We start from the raw sequence: 19,556 nt of genomic DNA, 5'->3' as shown, positions 1-19,556 counted from the left end.
ATCAAAAACGAGTTTTTATATTATATAGATTGTAAATTACAAGGCTGAAAATGCATTGGTAATATCTGTTTTTAAATCTTCTACATTTTCTAATCCTACAGACAAACGAATTAAATCTTGAGTAACTCCTGCTCCTGCCTGATCTTCTACACTTAATTGTTGGTGAGTAGTACTTGCTGGGTGAATAATTAAAGATTTAGTATCTCCAATATTAGCTAACAAAGAAAATATTTTAGTAGCATCTGTAAACTTTTTAGCGGCTTCAAAACCACCTTTTAAACCAAAGGTTAACAAACCACTTTGTCCGTTTGGCAAGTATTTTTTAGCCAATTCGTGATACTTGCTACTTTCTAAACCAGGATAATTTACCCAAGCTACTTCATCTCTAGCCTCTAACCAAGTGGCTAACTCTAAAGCATTGGCAGAATGTTGCTTAATTCTTACCGGCAACGTTTCTAAACCTTGAATAATGTTAAATGCATTGGTTGGACTTAACGCTCCACCAAAATCACGCAATCCTTCTAAGATTAATTTAAAAGTAAATGCAGCAGCTCCTAAAGCTTCATGATATACCAAACCGTGGTATCCTGCAGATGGCTCAGTAAATTCAGGGAATTTTCCGTTTGCCCAGTTAAATGTTCCAGCATCCACAATTGCTCCTCCTAAAGAGTTTCCTTGTCCTCCAATATATTTTGTTAATGAGTGAATTACCAAGTTTGCTCCGTGTTTAATAGGATTTAACAACGCTGGAGATGCCACAGTATTATCAACAATAAAAGGAACCTCAGCAGCTTTTGCTTGTTCTGCAATTGCTTCTAGGTCCAATACATCTAATTTTGGATTTCCTAAAGACTCTACAAAAAACGCACGTGTATTGTCTTGCACAGCCGCTTTAAATTCTTCTGGGTTAGATGCATCTACAAATGTAGTTGTAATTCCCAATCTTGGTAAGGTAACATTTAACAAAGTAAAAGTTCCTCCATACAAACTACTAGAAGCCACAATATGGTCTCCAGCTCTTAACAAGGTCATCAACCCTGTGGCAATAGCTGCAGTTCCTGATGCAAAAACAACGGCTCCAACTCCCCCTTCTACAGCTGCTAAACGCTCTTGTAAAATTTGATTGGTTGGATTGTTTAAGCGAGTATATATAAATCCTAATTCTTTTAATCCAAATAAATTGGCAGCATGTTCTGTATTGTTAAACACATAAGATGATGTTTGGTAAATCGGTACAGCTCTTGTTCCTTGAGTATTTGTAACATCGTGCCCTGCATGTAAGGCAGCCGTTTCTAATCTTTGAATATCCATAATATATTTTATATAGTTTCTATTTATACTGCTAACAAATATATAAAAAACACATTTTCATCACATATAATAGCTGTGATAAATCATCAATTAAAAAATAAAAGGACGTTTTAAAAGTTTCTATTCCATTTCTTTTTTATAATTTTGTACTCATCAAAGGGGAAAGATTTGAACTGATTGCCACCTCTTTTACAGTAAACATTATTTATCTGTAAACAAAAAAGTGCTAAAGCAGTAATCTTCTACTCCTTTAGCCGACCAAGGCACTCAGCACACTGAATATTAAAAATCATAAACACAAATAGATATGTCATATTTATTTACATCGGAGTCTGTTTCAGAAGGACATCCAGATAAAATTGCAGATCAAATTTCTGATGCTTTAATTGATCATTTTTTAGCATATGATGCTGATTCTAAAGTAGCATGTGAAACATTAGTGACTACAGGTCAGGTTGTATTGGCAGGAGAAGTAAAATCTAAAGCGTATTTAGATGTACAAAAAATTGCTAGAGATACCATCAACAAAATAGGATATACCAAAGGAGAATACCAATTTGATGGAAATTCTTGTGGTGTATTATCTGCTATTCACGAACAATCTCAGGACATTAACCAAGGAGTTGATAGAGCGAGTAAAGAAGAACAAGGAGCAGGTGACCAAGGAATGATGTTTGGTTATGCAACTAACGAAACAGAAAACTTTATGCCTTTGGCTTTAGAAATTTCTCATCGTTTATTAAAAGAATTAGCTGCTTTACGTAGAGAATTAATAGAGATTCCTTACTTACGTCCAGATGCTAAAGCACAGGTAACTTTACAGTATTCTGACAACAACGTTCCTGAACGTATTGATGCGATTGTAGTTTCTACACAACATGATGATTTTGATGAAGACGAAACTATGTTAGCTAAAATCAAATCGGATATTATTAACATATTAGTACCTAGAGTAAAAGCAACTTTTAGCCAAGAAGTTCAAACTTTATTTGGTGATGATATCAAATTCCATATTAACCCAACAGGAAAATTTGTAATAGGGGGTCCTCACGGAGATGCTGGTTTAACAGGTCGTAAAATTATTGTAGATACTTACGGTGGTAAAGGTGCCCATGGTGGTGGTGCTTTTTCTGGAAAAGATCCTAGTAAAGTAGACCGTTCTGCAGCATATGCAACTCGTCATATTGCTAAGAACTTAGTAGCGGCTGGTGTTGCCACAGAAATTTTAGTTCAGGTTTCTTATGCTATTGGAGTGGTAGAGCCTATGGGGATTTTTGTAAACACTTACGGAACTAGTAAGATTGATTTAACAGATGGACAAATTGCCGAAATAGTTACTTCTATTTTTGATATGAGACCTTTTGCTATTGAAGAAAGATTAAAATTACGTAATCCTATTTATACAGAAACTGCTGCTTACGGACACATGGGACGTACTCCAGAAGTTAAAACTGTAGTCTTTGAATCTCCTTATGAAGGAACCAAAGAAATAGAAGTAGAAACATTTACTTGGGAAAAACTAGACTACGTAGAAAAAGTAAAACAAGCTTTTAAACTATAGTTTACATTCTAAAAACATACCAAAGCCTGCTATATATATAGCAGGCTTTTCTTTTTTATAAACCTCAACAAAAAACATCAATATACTACTTGTTATTATCAATATGTAATTAATTCAAAACCCATAACTTAAGTACCTTATTAGGCAAATTATCTCAATCCTTTCTATAAAATGAAAATTCAAAAAAAACTATTTAGCCTACTTCTTATTTTATTCCTTAACAGTCTAAATAGTTTTGGAACACTACATAATAGTACTCCTCCAAAAAAAGAAACTGCCCTAAAAAGTATCGACACCAAGCATACTATTTTAAAGGTGAGAGTAGCAAAAAACAAAAAAGACAACTATATTATTGGGTCTAGTTACGAAGGAATAGTAATAGCTGTCTCATATGATGGTAAAATTTTATGGGAAAACAATCTAGGATTAGGAATTATGAATCATGATTTGTGGTGTGATGATATTACAGGTGATGGGATTGATGAAATTTTAGTAGCCAATGCAAACGGTACTGTTTATTGTTTAAATAGTAAAGGAAAAAAGTTATGGGAATTTAAGCCAAATGACACCCCCATGTATGCCGTTACAGTTATACACGCAAACAAAACCCCTTATATTGTTTGTAGTAATTTTGACACAAACATCTACTACCTTTCTGCCACAGGAACACTTATTAAAAAAACACCAACATCTACTTTTTCTGTAGAAAAACCGTGGACAAAATTCCCTGCAATTATCCCTAAAAAAAACATAAGCACCGCCAATTTTATTCGTCCTTATCAAAAAGCTGATGGAAGTCAAGCTCTTGTTATACATGGAACAAATAATCAAATGAATGTAAATGGTACATTGTATTTTTTCGAACCATTAGCAAACCAGCCTTTTAAAAAAGTAAAAGTTAAATCTGAAAGAGTTTTAGGTGACTTTAGAGAAATAGATTTAAATAACGATGGAATTAAAGAAATTTTCTTAGGAACCTCTGCGCATACTAACGATGCTGGTTTTTCTCTTTATAATGAAGCTACAAATAAATTCACCATACACCCTGTTAAAAAAAGATTAGCCACAGGCTACCTAATCACACAAGCAGTACAATTAAATACTCCAAAAAAATCTCAACTTTTTGTATTAGCAGGAAATAATGTGTTTTTATTAAATCAAGATTTAGATTATAATAAAGCTGAAAACTTAAGTATTAAATATGCTTTTAATGACATATGTAGCGATGAATACGGAAACATTATTTTGGCCAGTATTCAAAGTGGTGGTAGTTGTGTTCATATTTTAAACACAAAAGATTCTAAATGGAAAAAAGCATATACCAATTTTAAACCTACTGGAAAAATAGAAAATATTTTAAAAAATACTACTAATATTAAAAATGAATTAGCAAAATTTAAAGCACCTAAACACGAGAGAAAACCACTTCCTTTATATTTTATGACAGAGGTTTTAAACACACCCTTGTCTAAAAAAATAGCTGATAATATTACTAAAAACTACAACAGTCCTGTTTTCTTAGGAGGTAAACACATGACTAAAGTGCAATCTTCAGAAAGCTGGAATAGAGATACTATTTCTAACACAGAGGTTAGAGATAGCAGAGATAAAAGAAAAAAATACACCCTTACTCAGCAACAAGTTTTAAACCTTTTAGAACCCGAGTATAACTCAAAAGGATTAGCAACATGGGGAGGTCATGGAAACGATCCTTTTTACTATAGTCCTAGCACTCTAAAAAACTTAGTTAATTATGCTAATGGAAAGAAAACAGTATTGATTTATCCTGAAATGGAAGGACATGGAGAACCTTTCAAATACGTTGCAGAACATTTAATATCTCCATTAGCAACCTACGGACAAGACAAAAATCTTAACTTATTTATAAGATCTAAAAATGTGTTTTGGCTAGGTCATGCATATCTACCTATTTGGTCCGATTTAATTTCTGGTAAATATGCCAATGTTTTTGTTCCATCTATGGAAGAAACTACAGATAAAACTATGGAATTAAGTCTTGCAGGAAGAGTTGGTTTATGGACAAGTGGGGCTGTAAATAATTGGGGAACTCGTGCAATTATGGACAATGCTAGTTTTGATCGTTCTCGTGAAATAGGCTACCAAAGACTTCCTAATCATTTTCTTAGAATGTTAATTTTTCATACCTCTTACGGTGCTAAGTTTTTAAACAACTTTGCGGTAGATCAAGACTATATGAGTGTTTTTTATGATTTGATTGCTAAAGGTGCTATTTACTTACCTAAACCAGAAGAAATAGTTAGTTTTTCTCCAATACATATCGGGATGAAAAATCCATCAGAACGATACATGAACGAAGGAGCTAATGTAAAATGGACTACATTTTATGATGAAAAAAAAGAAACGGAAAACAAATATGTATTTAGTCGTATGAACGGTACTTGGCCTGGTGCTGCTGTTACTCCTTGGGATTTTTCTAGCTATGCTGCTGGAGTAAAAGATAGACGTTTAAATTTTTTAGCACCTTATAACTCTGGTTTGGTTATTATAACACCACCACAAAAAGGTATTTTTGCTGACACTAATGCACCCCGTGGAGCTTTAAAAAATCATTTACATCCTTTGTATAAAAACATTATAAAAGAATACATTACAGATGGTGATTATTACTATTCTGCTGATGGAAAGCAAACCTACAAAGCAGATGAATACTACAAAAAAATAGAAGCAGATATAAAAAACAGTGCAAAAAAGTTACCATTAACCGTAACAGGCGAAAACGTAGCTTGGGTTGCTGCACAAACCGATGACAAACATATTAGACTGACACTGATAGATGGAGGATATATTAACCCTGATAACAGAAAAGCTACAGTTAATTTTCACACAGTTTCTCCCGTAAAAATAACAGATGTATTAGATAAAAAAGAATTTAAAACAACCCAAAAAACCACTATAATTGACATCCCTTGTGGTTTATTTAGATTTATAGATATAGAATTAAAAGAAAAATTTTAATATTAAATTTGGGTAAAAAACATTTTTCACATTCTAAAAACATATCAAAGTCTGCTATATAATAGCAGGCTTTTTATTTTGCTATATTTTTAATACAGTTCCTTAAAATTCAGCATAAATTTTCTTAAGTTGTTCTCTGTCAACAAAAAAATATTCAATAATTAGTAATATGCAGCTTATGAAAACAAACACAACAGAAATATTACAATTAGCAGAAAAGTTAGAAAACAAAGACCCTAACAAAGCAACAGAAAGCAATCCTTTTGCAGATCGGTTAAAAACAATTATTGAAATTCCCGAATCCAAACATTTTTTAATCCAAATGATGGATGTTGCTTTTAGATCTAAGAATTATAAAAAAGTAGCAGATCATGTAATTCATTTATTAAAAACACATCAAAATTACGAAGCTCTTTTTACACCAATAGAAAACACATTGTTAAAAAGTTTTATCATAGTAGGTAAAATCATCCCTTCTATAAGTGTGGCTATTATGCTTAAAAAAATTCAGGCCACTTCTAGTGATGTTGTCTTTTTTATTAACAGTAATAAGTTTAATAAACACACCCAAAAAAGAAAAGAACAAAACATTACCTTAAACGTAAACTTAATAGGAGAAGCTCTAATAGGAGAAGATGAAGCACAAAAGAGAATTTTAGGTTATTTAACCTTGTTAAATCGTAAAGACGTTAATTATATCTCTATTAAAATTTCTACTATTTTTTCACAAATTTCATCCCTTGCTCATCAAGACACCGTAGATAAATTATCTACCAGATTGGCCATGTTTTATGATGAAATTTTAAAAATTGAAAAAGAAACAGGTGTTCAAAAATTTGTGAATTTGGACATGGAAGAATACAAAGATTTAGAAATTACTTTTGATGTATTTATCAAAACATTGTCTTTACCCAAATATAAAAACATTAGAGCTGGAATTGTATTACAAGCTTACATTCCCGAAATGATTCACTATTACCGAAAATTATATACTTGGGCCAACGAACGTGTAAACAACGGTGGTTCCTCTGTAAAAGTAAGATTGGTAAAAGGGGCTAATATGGAAATGGAAATGACCGAAGCATCTATTGAAGATTGGCCATTGGCAACCTACAGCACCAAACCCGAAACGGATGCCAATTACAAAAAAATATTATCCGAAATGTTAACGCCACAATCTGCTAGAGTAGTAAATGTTGGTGTTGCATCTCACAATATTTTTGACATTTCCTTTGCTTTGCAATTGGTTAAAGAACACAAATTAGAAGATTGTGTAGATTTTGAAATGTTAGAAGGAATGGCTAACCAAACCGTTGCTAATTTGTTAGAAGAAAAAGTACACTTATTACTATACACACCAACGGTAAAAGAAAATCAATACAATGCAGCCATTGCCTATTTGGTACGAAGGTTAGATGAAGGTACCCAAGATGGAAACTTTTTAAAAGAAGGGTATGACTTAAAAGTAGGTTCCGAGAAATGGAACATGTTAAAAGATGAATTTTTAACCTCTATTTCTTTAATTGACACTTTAAACACAACTCCTAACAGAAAACAAGATAGAAATAAGCAAATTCCAAAAGCAGCAATGCAAGAATTTCATAATGTGCCAAACACAGATTGGAATTTACCTCAAAACATTGCTTGGGCTCAAAAAATTAAAGAAGACTGGAAAAATCCTGAAAATATAATTGGAAAAACAATTCCAGTAGTTGGGATATTAGAGAATAACGAAAGGTATACCATTAAAGTAAATAACTGGTCTGGAACCCCGCCTTGGGATTACGAAATGGCCGTGAAAGAAGATTATCAAAAAGCCATTGACACTCCCTCTGAATGGCAAAATTATTCTGTAGAAAAAAGAGCTAATTTGCTAAAAAAAGCAGCTTTAGAAATTGAAAAAAACAGAGCAGACTTAATTGGTGTTGCTGTAGCAGAATTAGGAAAAACAATAAAAGAAGTAGATGTAGAGGTTTCTGAAGCTATTGACTTTGCTAATTTTTACGCAGAAAGCAGTCTAGACATTGCCAAAGAATTTACAAGCGAAGATGAAGGAGTCAATTTAGTATTATCTCCTTGGAATTTCCCTATTGCCATTCCTATTGGTGGAGCATTGGCTTCTTTAGCTGCTGGAAAAAAAGTGATTCTAAAACCATCAACCAACGCATCCGCTTGTGCATATTTAATTTCCAAATGTTTATGGGAAGCCGGTATTCCTAAAGATGCTTTGTACTTTTTACCTTGTGAAGAAGCTATTTTAGATGATTTTTTAAGCACAGGAAATATATTTGATGCTGTAATTTTAACAGGAGGTACAGAAACTGCTCACTTTTTACTAGAAAGAAATCCGCAGTTAAATTTATATGCAGAAACAGGTGGTAAAAACAATACAATTGTAACTAGTTTAGCCGATAAAGAACAAGCAGCCATTAATATTGTACAATCAGCGTTTGGAAATGCAGGTCAAAAATGTTCTGCTACTTCTTTGTTAATTTTGACCGAAGATGTTTTTAACGACAAAGAATTTAAAGCCTTATTAAAAGATGCTACTACAAGTAAAATTTTTGGTAATCCTTGGGATTTTTCTACAGAAATTGGACCATTAGCAGTCCCTATCTCCGAAAAACTAAAACACGTAATTCAAAATACCCCAGACGATCAATGGTTAGTAAAACCTAGATTAAATGGAAATCATATGTTATCTCCAGGAGTTATTTGGAATGTAACTACAGATGATTATCCTTATCAAAATGAATTATTTGGCCCTATACTATCCGTATTAAAAGCCAATAATTTAAAAGATGCTGTTGAAATTGCAAATAAGGTCGCTTATGGTTTAACAGCAGGAATAGAATCTTTAGACAATCATGAAATTGAATATTGGAATGACAACATAGAAGCAGGTAATAAATACGTAAATAGATCTACCACAGGAGCGATTGTACAAAGACAGCCTTTTGGAGGGATTAAAGCTTCTTGTTTTGGACCTGGAATGAAAGCGGGTGGAGTGAACTATGTATTACAATTCACCAATATTAAATCTAAAACTACAGATTGGAAAAAAGATTATAAAAAATGGCATAATGAATTGTTTCGTAAAAAAATAGATTACGTAAACCTACGTGGTCAATACAATATTTGCAGCTACACTCCTTACAAAGAGATTTTGTTGTTATATGATGTACATACTCCACAAAAACATATTGACAAAGTTGAATATATTGCTGAATTTTTAAATATTCCAATAATTAAAGACACTTGTGGAAATGCTTTAAAACATCATCCTAAAGACTTTACTTGTGTAAGAGCATTGGGTGTATTGTCTGATCATTTTTTAATTAGATGTCATCAAAATGCCATACATGTTTACAAAGATGAACCTAGAAATAGTGGACGTATTGAATTACTGAATTATTTGATAGAACAAAGTTATTCGCACAATTATCACCGATACGGAAACTTAATGGGGATTGAATACAACCCCAATGAAAAACCTAAAGTTTATTAGTTTATATTTGAGAATATGAAACTTTTTACTTTTCTATTCTTTTGTTCTTTAAACTGCTTTTGTCAAAATGCATTGGTAAAAAACGTAGATGATTTTGTAGGTGTAGATATTTATGAAAACTACTATTATTTGCAAAACAGTGCGTTGCACAAAAGCAGTTTAAACAACGATTATAAAAACATAAAATATGGTACTCCTGATGTGGTTGACATCAGTAATCCTTTACAAGTATTATTGCTTTATAAATTATTTAATAAAGTAATATCTATAGACAATAAGCTTAATTTTATTGCCGAATATCAAGTTCCTTTTGGTACTGATTTAATAGCCAGTGCCGGAGAAAATAAGATATGGACATACAACAATATTCATAAAACAATTAGTGTTTACAACTTAAAAACTCAAAAAATAGAGATTCGTTCTATTCTCATTACCTCTAAAATAACACAGCTTAAAGGAGACCTAAACAAAGCCATTATAACAAATACAAACAACCAGCTAGAAACTTATAATTTTGTAGCTAGAAAAATAACTTCTACACCATTAAAAGACACACAGCTTTCTATTTCTATGCGTAATTTATATGTGTTAAAAAACAACAAACTTTATAAAGAAAAATCGGAAATTACCAACACTCCAAAATCCATTGTTTCTTTTGAAGTCCAAAACAATATTTTCTATTATTTTAAAGACAACAGCATCTACAAAACATTTCTAACACAACCTTAATTTTTTAAGAAACAACATCTACAATCCCCGTTCTTAAACTTATCCATAAAAAATTAAACATCGATTTTGTGGGCTCTCTTTCTTCTTTTATAATTCCTTCTCTAAATTTTTCTGGTTCTTTGTTAGAGCTATTTTTTAAAATTAAATTACCCAATACATGTACTGTTCTTTTTACAAAATTATATTTATTAATGCGTAATTTTAAATTGTCATATTTCATTTTAACATCCCCTGTTGCTACTGTATTATTGCCACTAATAGTAAAATACAATTCCTCTATCTCACCTTCTAATTCCGTGTTTAAAATCTTATATAAAAATGGATTTATGTAATCGGTTTTAAAATTTTTAAGCACTCCTTTGCTTACAAAAACATCGTGTTCTATATCTGTAAAATTTATAGATAAGGAAAAAGGCGATTTTTTCATAAACAAGGATTGAGTCTCCAACCTTAACTGCTCTTTTCCTTTTGCACTAGATACGTTTAGCTCTCCATTTATCTTATCAAAAACCAAACTTCCTATTTCATCGCCCTCATCCATTAACATTTCATACACCACCAATCCATCTTTAATTTCTATTATAGGAAAATCAAGAACTGTTTTAAGTTTGGTAATAGATTCACTATACAAAGCTTTTCTTTGAGTATTATCAGGAACACGCTTATCTCTATAAAACTGAAGTTTAGGCTTACACAACTCCACCTTTTTAGCTCCTATTTTTTGTTGATGATTGTTGAATTTTACAAAAAATTCCTCAATTTTTATTTTTTCAAAGAACAGATCTAAATGTTCCTTTTCTTCAAGTATTTTTTTCGAAAACTCATCTTTTGAATCTTTAGACTTAATACACATTTCACTCAACACAACCTCGCCATCCTGTCCTTTTAACTCTTTAAACTTTAACAATTCCAAGTCAGACAAATCCGTATAAAAATTAGTAATTGTATAGATTGATTTTTCAAACTGAAAAGGAATCTCATCAGTAATTGTCTCTTTATTTAACGTAAACTCTTTTAAAACCAAATTAAAAATCCCCGATGTTTTTTTTGTTTTCGTATTAAACATCAAATCCGCATTTTCAATCTCTATTTCATCAATTATTACAGCTGCTATTTTACCCAAACTAAACTTTTTAGCTGATGCGTTTTTGTCTTCTAACTGGCTATAATCAACCTTGGGAGATGTAATAAGTAGTTTAGAGAAAATGAGTTGTTTTTTAAACATCAAGCCCAGCCAACAAAACCCATTTAATTGAATCTTAGCCACACTAATATGATCGTTTTTTTTTACATTACTACTTATTTTAAGTTCCTTAACCTGTAGTTCGTTAAAAAATATATTATAATCTAAATCAGTATAATTCACCTTTAGTTCTTGCTGCTCTATCAATTCAGAAAACTTATTTTTTAAAAAATAATTAACACCAATTTGTACTATGTAAAACAGCCCTACAACAGAAACCAACAACACCAAAATAAATTTATTTTTCTTCATAATTTATAGTTTACACAACAAACAACAAGTTAACAACCATCCGTTTGCTACCCAAAAAATCTTATCTAAAATATATTTTTAATTAAGATAATTTATAAACAATGGGTATTCCCGAAAAATAACTATTTTTAGACTTCAAATTCTGAACCTATGCACATAGCTATTGCTGGAAATATTGGAGCTGGAAAAACCACACTAACACAATTGTTAGCAAAACATTACCAATGGGATGCTCATTTTGAAAGTGTAGAAGACAACCCTTACTTAGATGACTTTTACAACGAAATGGAACGTTGGTCTTTTAATTTACAGGTTTATTTTTTAAACAGTAGGTTTGAACAAATTCTAAAAATTCAGCAAAGCGGTAAAGACATTATTCAGGACAGAACTATTTATGAAGATGCCAAAATATTTGCTCCCAACCTACACGCAATGGGCTTGCTTACCAATAGAGATTTTCAGAATTACAGTAAACTGTTTGAATTGATGGAGAATTTAGTTACTCCACCAGACTTATTAGTGTACCTAAGAGCTGATATTAAGACACTAGTGGGACAAATACACAAACGTGGACGTGAGTATGAAAGCTCTATTAATATTGATTATTTAAGTAGATTAAACGAACGTTATGAAGCTTGGATTAGTACCTATGACAAAGGTCCAAAATTAATTATAGATATTGACAATCTTGATTATGTAAGTAACCCTGAAGATTTGGGTGAAATTATTGATAGAATTGATGCACAAATACACGGTTTGTTTTAAAGACAATCCATAAAAAAACTCAGCCAATTGGCTGAGTTTTTTTATAGTATAAATTGCTCCATATTTAGAGCTTGTAATTATTACAATACCGGTATAATTTGTTTTTTACGAGATACCACTCCTGGCAACACGACCAAATCTCCATTTACAATTGCATTAAACTTAGTTTCTGCAATAATTTTAACAGCATTATTAGGAACAAACAAAGTAGCCTCTTCCTTTAAAATATCTATAACAAACAACAAAACATCATCTAACTCCTCTCTAGCTTTTACTTGTTCCATTGTAGCTAAAATACTGTCTTTTCTATCTAAAATAATATTTGGAGCTGTCGTTTCTAATACAGAAACACGATATTTATTTCCGCTTGCTTCGTATTTTTTACTATCCATCTTGATCAATTCCTCATCAGAAAAAACAGATATATCAGATTTTGCTTCAAACATTTTTGTAGCATATTCATTTATATCTATGTCTAATTTATGAGCTAAGTGCTGAGCCATTGCTTTGTCATCTTCCGTAGTGGTTGGACTACGAAATTCCAAAGTATCCGATATAATACAAGAAAGCATTAATCCTGCAATTTCATTTGGCAAATCAGAAACCTCATCAACTCCCATCATTAAATACATAACTGATGCTGTAGATGCTAACGGCTTAATAGTGATATCTATAGGAGCTGCTGTTTGAATCCCTCCCACCAATTTATGATGATCTATAATTTGAACAACTCCAGTTTCATTAATATTGTCAAACAATTCCTCAGGATTATTGGTATCTACAATAACAACCTCGTCTTCCGCAGAAACTGAAGTTAAAATTTCAGGCACATTATACCCCCAATGTTTTAATACAAAAAGTGCTTCGGTATTAGGAGTTCCTAACACATATGGGGTGGATTCAATTCCTTGTTGACTTAAATACCAAGCCCAAACAATTGCTGATGCTGTTGCATCTGTATCTGGAGATCTGTGTCCAAAAATTTTTAATGCCATGATTTTATTTTTATCGTTTTTCTAAGAAAAGTTTTATTTTTCAGAAACAAAAATACAAATAAAAAGAAAGTTAAAAAGTAAATCCAAAAGAACCTTTAACTCCAAATTTATTTGCTCCTGGTCGGTCTAAGTAACTACCTCTCCAAAAGAAATCCATTCTAAATAATTTAAAAATATTTGCGATTGCTGCATTGTATTCATAATACACTTCACTAGGAGCAACCGTTTTTGTGTTAATGGTTATTCCTTGTAAAGAAGGTAGTGAGTTTAATGCTGGAGCATTCATCGTTACATTATCTTGAGAAATACTACCGTAAATTCCTTTAACACCTACAACCTCTCTTAAATTCAATTTTCTTAAAAAAGGAATTTTACCAAAAATTCGTCCATTAAAATTATGTTCAAAATGCATAGATGCATAGGTATCTGTTACAAACTCATAATAATTTAACAAGCCAAAAGTATTTTGAATATTAAAGAAAGATTGATTTCCTGGTACTACATTTAACAAACCTAAAGAAGCTTTTCCATAAGTTTTACCAAGCTCTACAGTTGTTGTTGTTTTACCTAGTAGTCCTAAATAAAAGGGTTGCTTATAATACAACTGAAATTTATGATAATCAAAGTCACTACTTAAAAACCCACCTAAACCGTTTGCATAACTTAGATAAAATACAGGATAATTATCATTTACCTCTTTGCGTTCTACCCCATTACCAAACACCTTTCTTTTAGGAGTATATTTTACAGAAAAACCAATTTCTGTTTCTCTTGTTTTGTTTTTTATATTTCCTGCTTCATCTATATAAGCCATACTAAAAGCTGTGGAAGCCGATTTTAAATGTCGATTTACAAAACTCACCTCAAAATTAATATTATCTACAGGTTCTGCACTAAAGAAAACATTAGACAACTGAATATCTGTTAACAAGTTAGAAGCTCCACTAGAAAACAAACCTGAACTGGCAAAACTCCTTCCCAACACATCATTACTTACGGTTAACCCTGCTCCTGTTTGTTCTACATCATCTCTTCTACCTGCCCCAAAAATCAATCTTTTTTGTTTGTTAAACATGTATTTATAAGACACTCCATATTTAAACCTATGATCTCCAAAACCATATGCGGTATATCCTTGTAGTCTCCACATATCGTTAATTCCAAAATAGGTTCTTCCCCCTACTCTAACCCTAATTCCTTCAACATCATTAAAGTCAAAAGTTGAAAACACAGGACCATAATCAAAGTTTGGAAATTCTACATAACCTGTAGCTAAAATAACTCCTAAGTTATATATCCGTTTAAATTTAGGAACGGTTTTTAAAGTATCTAACATTGTATAAACACCTTCTTCATTCTTGTCTAACTTCTCTAACCTATTTTCCTTCCAGTAGTTTTCATTTGCATTGTAAATACTGTCTTCAAAAATATCTGATTTCACTTTGTAAAAACCATCATTTTTAGTGTTGTTAAATTTGTAAGCATCATAATACGTTGTCCTTTTTCCAAAAACTCCCATAGAGGTTTTTTTCTTTCGCAAGCTAAAATCTGCCAACATATAATCTCTTTCTGGTAGAATGGTAGAATCATTTAAAACTTTAAAATCTTGCTCTAAATACACCTCTTTTACCCAGTTTAAATTGGCACTTCTAGAGACTTGCATATTTATGTCTTTAACAGCAAAGGTGGTATCGGCAATCCACATATCACCTTTAAAAGTTAATTCGTTTTTACGTATGGGATAATACACTATATTAAAACACCATTTTCCGTCTATAGTCGCACTATCAGACAATACATAATTATAGGTATTCACCCCTGGTTTACCTACAGGACTTGCAAAACTTTTACCAAACAAACGAATGTAATCATCGTATATATTATAATCTACATACAGATCTTTAATATAGGTGGTAACTCCTGCTCCGGCACCAATTCCGGAGTTTTTGTTCGCCACTAAATCTTCTCTTACCAACTCATCATTCCCTTTGTTTTTTCCGTATACATTATATACAGATTCATTAATATACACAGGTAAAAAGTTTTTCCCAGAGACTCTAGAAGTGTCTATCTCTTTAAAAATAAACTCCAATCCTTTAAACACTTTTTGTTCTGTAAATGAAGAATCTATATTATTTAAATCGAACTGTATTTTTTCATATTTTTTATAATCAAAAGATTTAAACATTTTAAATCCATTGTTACGTTTTTTTGCCCATACCTTTTCTAGCAAAGCAATAGCTGGGTTCCCTTTTTTTTGAACTCTACCCGTATAAATTACAACTGTCTGTAGTTGACTTGCACTTTCTTTTAAAGTTATTTTAAATACTTGATTTTGCTTTTCTATAGGTAGTGTTATCTTATCAAACCCAACAAAACTAGCTTGTAATTCTGTATACGTTTTAGGAGATGATAAATAAAAATCTCCATCTTCATCGGTAATAGTTCCTTCTGTTGAATTTTTAAATATTACACTAGCAAATGGCAATGGGTTTCCATCAACATCTACCACCACACCTTTTATTTTGGTTTGACTCAAAACAATGGTGGTTATAAATAAAGTAAACAGTAAAAGTGTTTGTTTTAGCATATCTTAAATACAAAAATTCCTTTCTCAAAAATAAGAAAGGAATTTATAAAATTTTATGTTGTTAAGCAGTATTTACTTAACATATAATGTTGCCTTAACAGCATCTATAACATCCTGGGCATTTGGCAACCATTCTTCCATTAAAACCGGAGAATATGCTGCAGGTGTATCTGCTGTATTAATTCTTTGAATTGGAGCATCTAAATAATCAAATGCTTGCTCTTGTACTCTGTATGCAATTTCAGTAGCTACTGAACCAAATGGCCAAGCCTCTTCTAAAATTACCAATCGATTAGTTTTTTTAACAGATTCTATAATCGCCTTAGTATCCATTGGACGAACTGTACGTAAATCTATAATTTCAATAGAAATCCCTTCTTTTTCTAAAGTTTCAGCTGCTTTGTACGCTTCTTTGATAATTTTACCAAAAGAAACGACTGTTACATCTGTTCCTTTTCTTTTAATATCTGCAACTCCTAAAGGGATAATGTATTCACCTTCTGGCACTTCACCTTTATCTCCATACATTTGCTCAGATTCCATAAAAATAACAGGATCGTTATCTCTAATTGCTGCTTTTAGCAATCCTTTTGCATCGTAAGGGTTAGAAGGCACTACTACTTTTAATCCTGGAGTGTTTGCAAACCAGTTTTCAAAAGCCTGTGAGTGTGTAGCTCCTAATTGTCCAGCAGAAGCCGTAGGACCTCTAAACACAATAGGACAAGGGAATTGTCCACCAGACATTTGTCTAATTTTAGCGGCATTGTTGATAATCTGATCGATACCAACCAACGCAAAGTTAAATGTCATGTACTCTACAATCGGTCTGTTACCTGTCATAGTAGATCCAACGGCAATACCACCAAATCCTAATTCAGCAATCGGTGCATCAATTACACGTTTTTCACCAAATTCATCTAACATTCCTTTAGAAGCTTTATAAGCTCCGTTATATTCAGCAACCTCTTCACCAATTAAGTAAATGCTTTCATCAGAACGCATTTCCTCAGTCATCGCTTCGCAAATTGCCTCTCTAAATTGTATAGTTTTCATGTATTCTATTTTATTTAAACGTTCACAAAAATAACAAAAACCCTCCCATATTTTCTAATATTATAGCAAAATATTTACAAAAAATAAATTACATTAGCTTCTACTTATTTAGAAATATATATAAATAGATAAACTTCTCAATATGAAAATATTAGTTTGTATAAGTCACGTTCCTGATACTACTTCTAAAATCAATTTCTCGAATGATTCGACAGAATTTGATACAAATGGAGTACAATTTGTTATAAATCCTTATGATGAATTTGCTTTAACAAGAGCGATCTGGTTTCAAGAGAAACAAGGAGCAAAAGTGACTGTGGTAAACGTAGGAAATGCCACCACAGAACCTACCCTTAGAAAAGCTTTGGCTATAGGGGCAGATGAAGCTATTAGAATTGATGCACAACCTACTGATGGTTTTTTTGTGGCTCAACAATTGGCTGAATTGTATAAAAAAGAAAACTATGATTTAGTTTTAATGGGAAAAGAATCTATAGATTACAACGGAGCTATGGTTCCTGGTTTGCTTGCTTCTTTCTTAGATATTGATTATATTAATGCTTGTATAGATTTAGAAGTTGACGGAAACAATGCACAAGCTTCTAGAGAAATAGATGGTGGTATTGAAAAATTATCTGCTACACTACCTTTAATCATTGCTGGACAAAAAGGATTGGTTGAAGAAAAGGATCTGAAAATACCCAACATGAGAGGAATTATGATGGCTCGTAAAAAACCTTTAACGGTTATTTCTGGTACCGATGCTACAACAACTACCCAAATAAGCAGTTTTGAAAAACCTGCTGAAAAAGGAGCTTGTAAAATGGTAGATGCTAACAATATTGACGAATTAATCAATTTGTTACACAACGAGGCTAAAGTAATTTAATTAAAAACCTAAGCTCTTAATATAGAGCAACTAAAAACATACGCATATGTCTGTATTAGTATTCGCTGATGCTAGTGAAGGAAAATATAAAAAAGCAGCTTTAGAAGCTGTTTCTTATGCCAAAGCAGTGGCAGATCAATTAAGTACAACTTTAACTGTTCTTACCATTAACGCTAACAATCCAGAGGAAGTTAACACCTATGGAGCCAATAAAGTATTAAGTATCAACAACGATACCTTAGCTACTTTTAACGCAAAAATATATGCAGGTATTATTACCCAATCTGCACAAGATAATAACAGTACAGCTGTTGTGATTAGTAACAATTCTAACGGAACTTATTTAGCACCTTTAGTTGCTGCTCAATTAAAAGCAGGTTATGTATCAAACGCAGTAGCAACACCTAGTAACACTGCTCCTTTTACAGTAAAAAGAAAAACGTTTTCTAGCAAAGCGTTTGGAAATACGGTAATTACATCAGAAATAAAAGTAATTGGTTTGGCTAAAAACTCTTTTGGAATTGTAGAAAACAAATCAGAAGGAAGTGTAGAAGAATTTACACCAACACTTACTACTTCAACTATTTCATCTGTAACAGTAGAAAAAGCCTCTGGTAAAATTGCCATTGCAGATGCTGATATAGTAGTTTCTGGAGGTAGAGGTCTAAAAGAAGCTGCTAACTTTAAAATGATTGAAGATTTAGCAGATGTTTTAGGTGCAGCAACAGCCTGTTCTAAACCGGTATCTGATATGGGATGGAGACCACATGCTGAGCACGTAGGACAAACAGGAAAACCCGTAGCAGCCAATTTATATATTGCCGTTGCTATTTCTGGAGCTATTCAACATTTAGCAGGAGTAAATGCTTCTAAAACAAAAGTAGTTATTAACACAGACCCCGAAGCTCCTTTTTTTAAAGCTGCAGACTATGGTATTGTTGGAGATGCTTTTGAAGTAGTACCTACATTGATTGAAAAATTAAAAGCATTTAAAGCAGAAAATGCTTAAACCCGTAAAATGATAGAATGAGTTTAGTACAATTAGACATACGTGGTATATCTTATAGTCAAACACAAACAGGTGCTTATGCCCTTGTGTTAAATGAGATAGATGGAGAAAGAACATTACCCATAGTTATTGGAGCTTTTGAAGCACAATCTATTGCTATTGCTTTAGAAAGTGAAATTACACCTCCAAGACCCTTAACCCATGACTTGTTTAAAAATTTTGCCGAATCTTATGGAGTTATTGTAAAACAAATAATAATTCACAAATTAGTAGATGGAGTCTTTTTTTCTAAAATGATTTGCCTGCAAGGAAATGAAGAAAAAACATTTGATGCCAGAACTTCTGATGCTATTGCTTTGGCAATTCGTTTTAATGCTCCTATTTACACCTATCAAGAAATTTTAGAAAGAGCTGGAATTATACTAAAACAAGAAGATTTTACAGAGGAGGATGAAAAAGAATCTGATGATCTTTTTGAAAGTACCGATGATGAATTATCTAATTTACTAAATAGTTCTGAAACTAGCGAAAAAGAGATTGACTATAGCGCTCATTCTATTCAGGATTTAGAAAAAAGATTAAACACCGCTATTGCTAAAGAAGATTACGAAACTGCAGCTAGCATTAGAGACGAATTAAACAAGAGATAGTTGT

General features: G+C 32.0%; 13 protein-coding genes. 8 read left to right on the top strand and 5 right to left on the bottom strand.

The window, feature by feature from the left end; genetic code table 11:
- Positions 1-36: 36 nt before the first annotated feature.
- Positions 37-1,311: an O-acetylhomoserine aminocarboxypropyltransferase/cysteine synthase family protein gene (locus FHR24_RS04010; RefSeq protein ID WP_167184202.1), complete on the bottom strand. Its 1,275-nt coding sequence runs from the start codon at positions 1,309-1,311 to the stop codon at positions 37-39.
- A gap of 307 nt (positions 1,312-1,618) precedes the next feature.
- On the opposite strand from FHR24_RS04010, the gene metK reads away from it, so the two are divergent.
- From metK to FHR24_RS03990, 4 genes are all read left to right on the top strand, one after another.
- Positions 1,619-2,872 (top strand): methionine adenosyltransferase, encoded by a 1,254-nt coding sequence (gene metK, locus FHR24_RS04005; protein WP_167184199.1) that lies wholly within the window; start codon positions 1,619-1,621, stop codon positions 2,870-2,872.
- A 171-nt stretch (positions 2,873-3,043) separates the two neighbouring features.
- The gene (locus tag FHR24_RS04000; RefSeq protein WP_167184196.1) at positions 3,044-5,869 is read left to right on the top strand and encodes a hypothetical protein; all 2,826 of its coding nucleotides are present in this window, start codon (positions 3,044-3,046) and stop codon (positions 5,867-5,869) included.
- A gap of 178 nt (positions 5,870-6,047) precedes the next feature.
- Complete coding sequence (locus tag FHR24_RS03995) at positions 6,048-9,377, top strand: proline dehydrogenase family protein (protein ID WP_167184193.1); 3,330 nt, start codon at positions 6,048-6,050, stop codon at positions 9,375-9,377.
- 15 nt (positions 9,378-9,392) lie between these two features.
- Positions 9,393-10,106, top strand: coding sequence for a hypothetical protein (locus FHR24_RS03990; protein ID WP_167184190.1), 714 nt, complete (start codon positions 9,393-9,395; stop codon positions 10,104-10,106).
- 4 nt (positions 10,107-10,110) lie between these two features.
- Here FHR24_RS03990 and FHR24_RS03985 read toward each other — a convergent pair whose 3' ends face one another.
- The gene (locus FHR24_RS03985; protein WP_167184188.1) at positions 10,111-11,601 is read right to left on the bottom strand and encodes a hypothetical protein; all 1,491 of its coding nucleotides are present in this window, start codon (positions 11,599-11,601) and stop codon (positions 10,111-10,113) included.
- Positions 11,602-11,751: 150 nt separating this feature from the next.
- Between FHR24_RS03985 and FHR24_RS03980 the strand changes: the two genes are divergently transcribed.
- Positions 11,752-12,366 carry a deoxynucleoside kinase gene (locus FHR24_RS03980; RefSeq protein WP_167184186.1) on the top strand — a complete coding sequence of 205 codons (615 nt, stop codon included), beginning with the start codon at positions 11,752-11,754 and terminating at the stop codon, positions 12,364-12,366.
- A gap of 80 nt (positions 12,367-12,446) precedes the next feature.
- Here FHR24_RS03980 and FHR24_RS03975 read toward each other — a convergent pair whose 3' ends face one another.
- The 3 genes from FHR24_RS03975 to FHR24_RS03965 all read right to left on the bottom strand — a co-directional run bounded on the left by FHR24_RS03975 (position 12,447) and on the right by FHR24_RS03965 (position 17,004).
- Positions 12,447-13,361: a manganese-dependent inorganic pyrophosphatase gene (locus FHR24_RS03975; protein WP_167184184.1), complete on the bottom strand. Its 915-nt coding sequence runs from the start codon at positions 13,359-13,361 to the stop codon at positions 12,447-12,449.
- 70 nt (positions 13,362-13,431) lie between these two features.
- Positions 13,432-15,951: a DUF5686 family protein gene (locus tag FHR24_RS03970; RefSeq protein ID WP_167184182.1), complete on the bottom strand. Its 2,520-nt coding sequence runs from the start codon at positions 15,949-15,951 to the stop codon at positions 13,432-13,434.
- Positions 15,952-16,023: 72 nt separating this feature from the next.
- Positions 16,024-17,004 carry a pyruvate dehydrogenase complex E1 component subunit beta gene (locus tag FHR24_RS03965; RefSeq protein WP_167184180.1) on the bottom strand — a complete coding sequence of 327 codons (981 nt, stop codon included), beginning with the start codon at positions 17,002-17,004 and terminating at the stop codon, positions 16,024-16,026.
- 142 nt (positions 17,005-17,146) lie between these two features.
- Between FHR24_RS03965 and FHR24_RS03960 the strand changes: the two genes are divergently transcribed.
- From FHR24_RS03960 to FHR24_RS03950, 3 genes are read left to right on the top strand one after another with little or no spacing between them, the layout of a single operon-like run.
- The gene (locus tag FHR24_RS03960; protein WP_167184178.1) at positions 17,147-17,893 is read left to right on the top strand and encodes an electron transfer flavoprotein subunit beta/FixA family protein; all 747 of its coding nucleotides are present in this window, start codon (positions 17,147-17,149) and stop codon (positions 17,891-17,893) included.
- Between the two features lie 46 nt (positions 17,894-17,939).
- Positions 17,940-18,902 (top strand): electron transfer flavoprotein subunit alpha/FixB family protein, encoded by a 963-nt coding sequence (locus FHR24_RS03955; RefSeq protein ID WP_167184176.1) that lies wholly within the window; start codon positions 17,940-17,942, stop codon positions 18,900-18,902.
- A 17-nt stretch (positions 18,903-18,919) separates the two neighbouring features.
- A complete protein-coding gene (locus tag FHR24_RS03950; protein ID WP_167184173.1) occupies positions 18,920-19,552 on the top strand; it encodes a bifunctional nuclease family protein in 633 nt (210 codons plus the stop codon).
- Positions 19,553-19,556: the final 4 nt, after the last annotated feature.

The organism is Wenyingzhuangia heitensis, from assembly GCF_011762155.1.
In the GTDB taxonomy this organism is placed as follows: domain Bacteria; phylum Bacteroidota; class Bacteroidia; order Flavobacteriales; family Flavobacteriaceae; genus Wenyingzhuangia; species Wenyingzhuangia heitensis.
The sequence above is the reverse complement of the archived record's forward strand: the minus strand, read 5'-3'. Positions and strand labels throughout refer to the sequence as shown.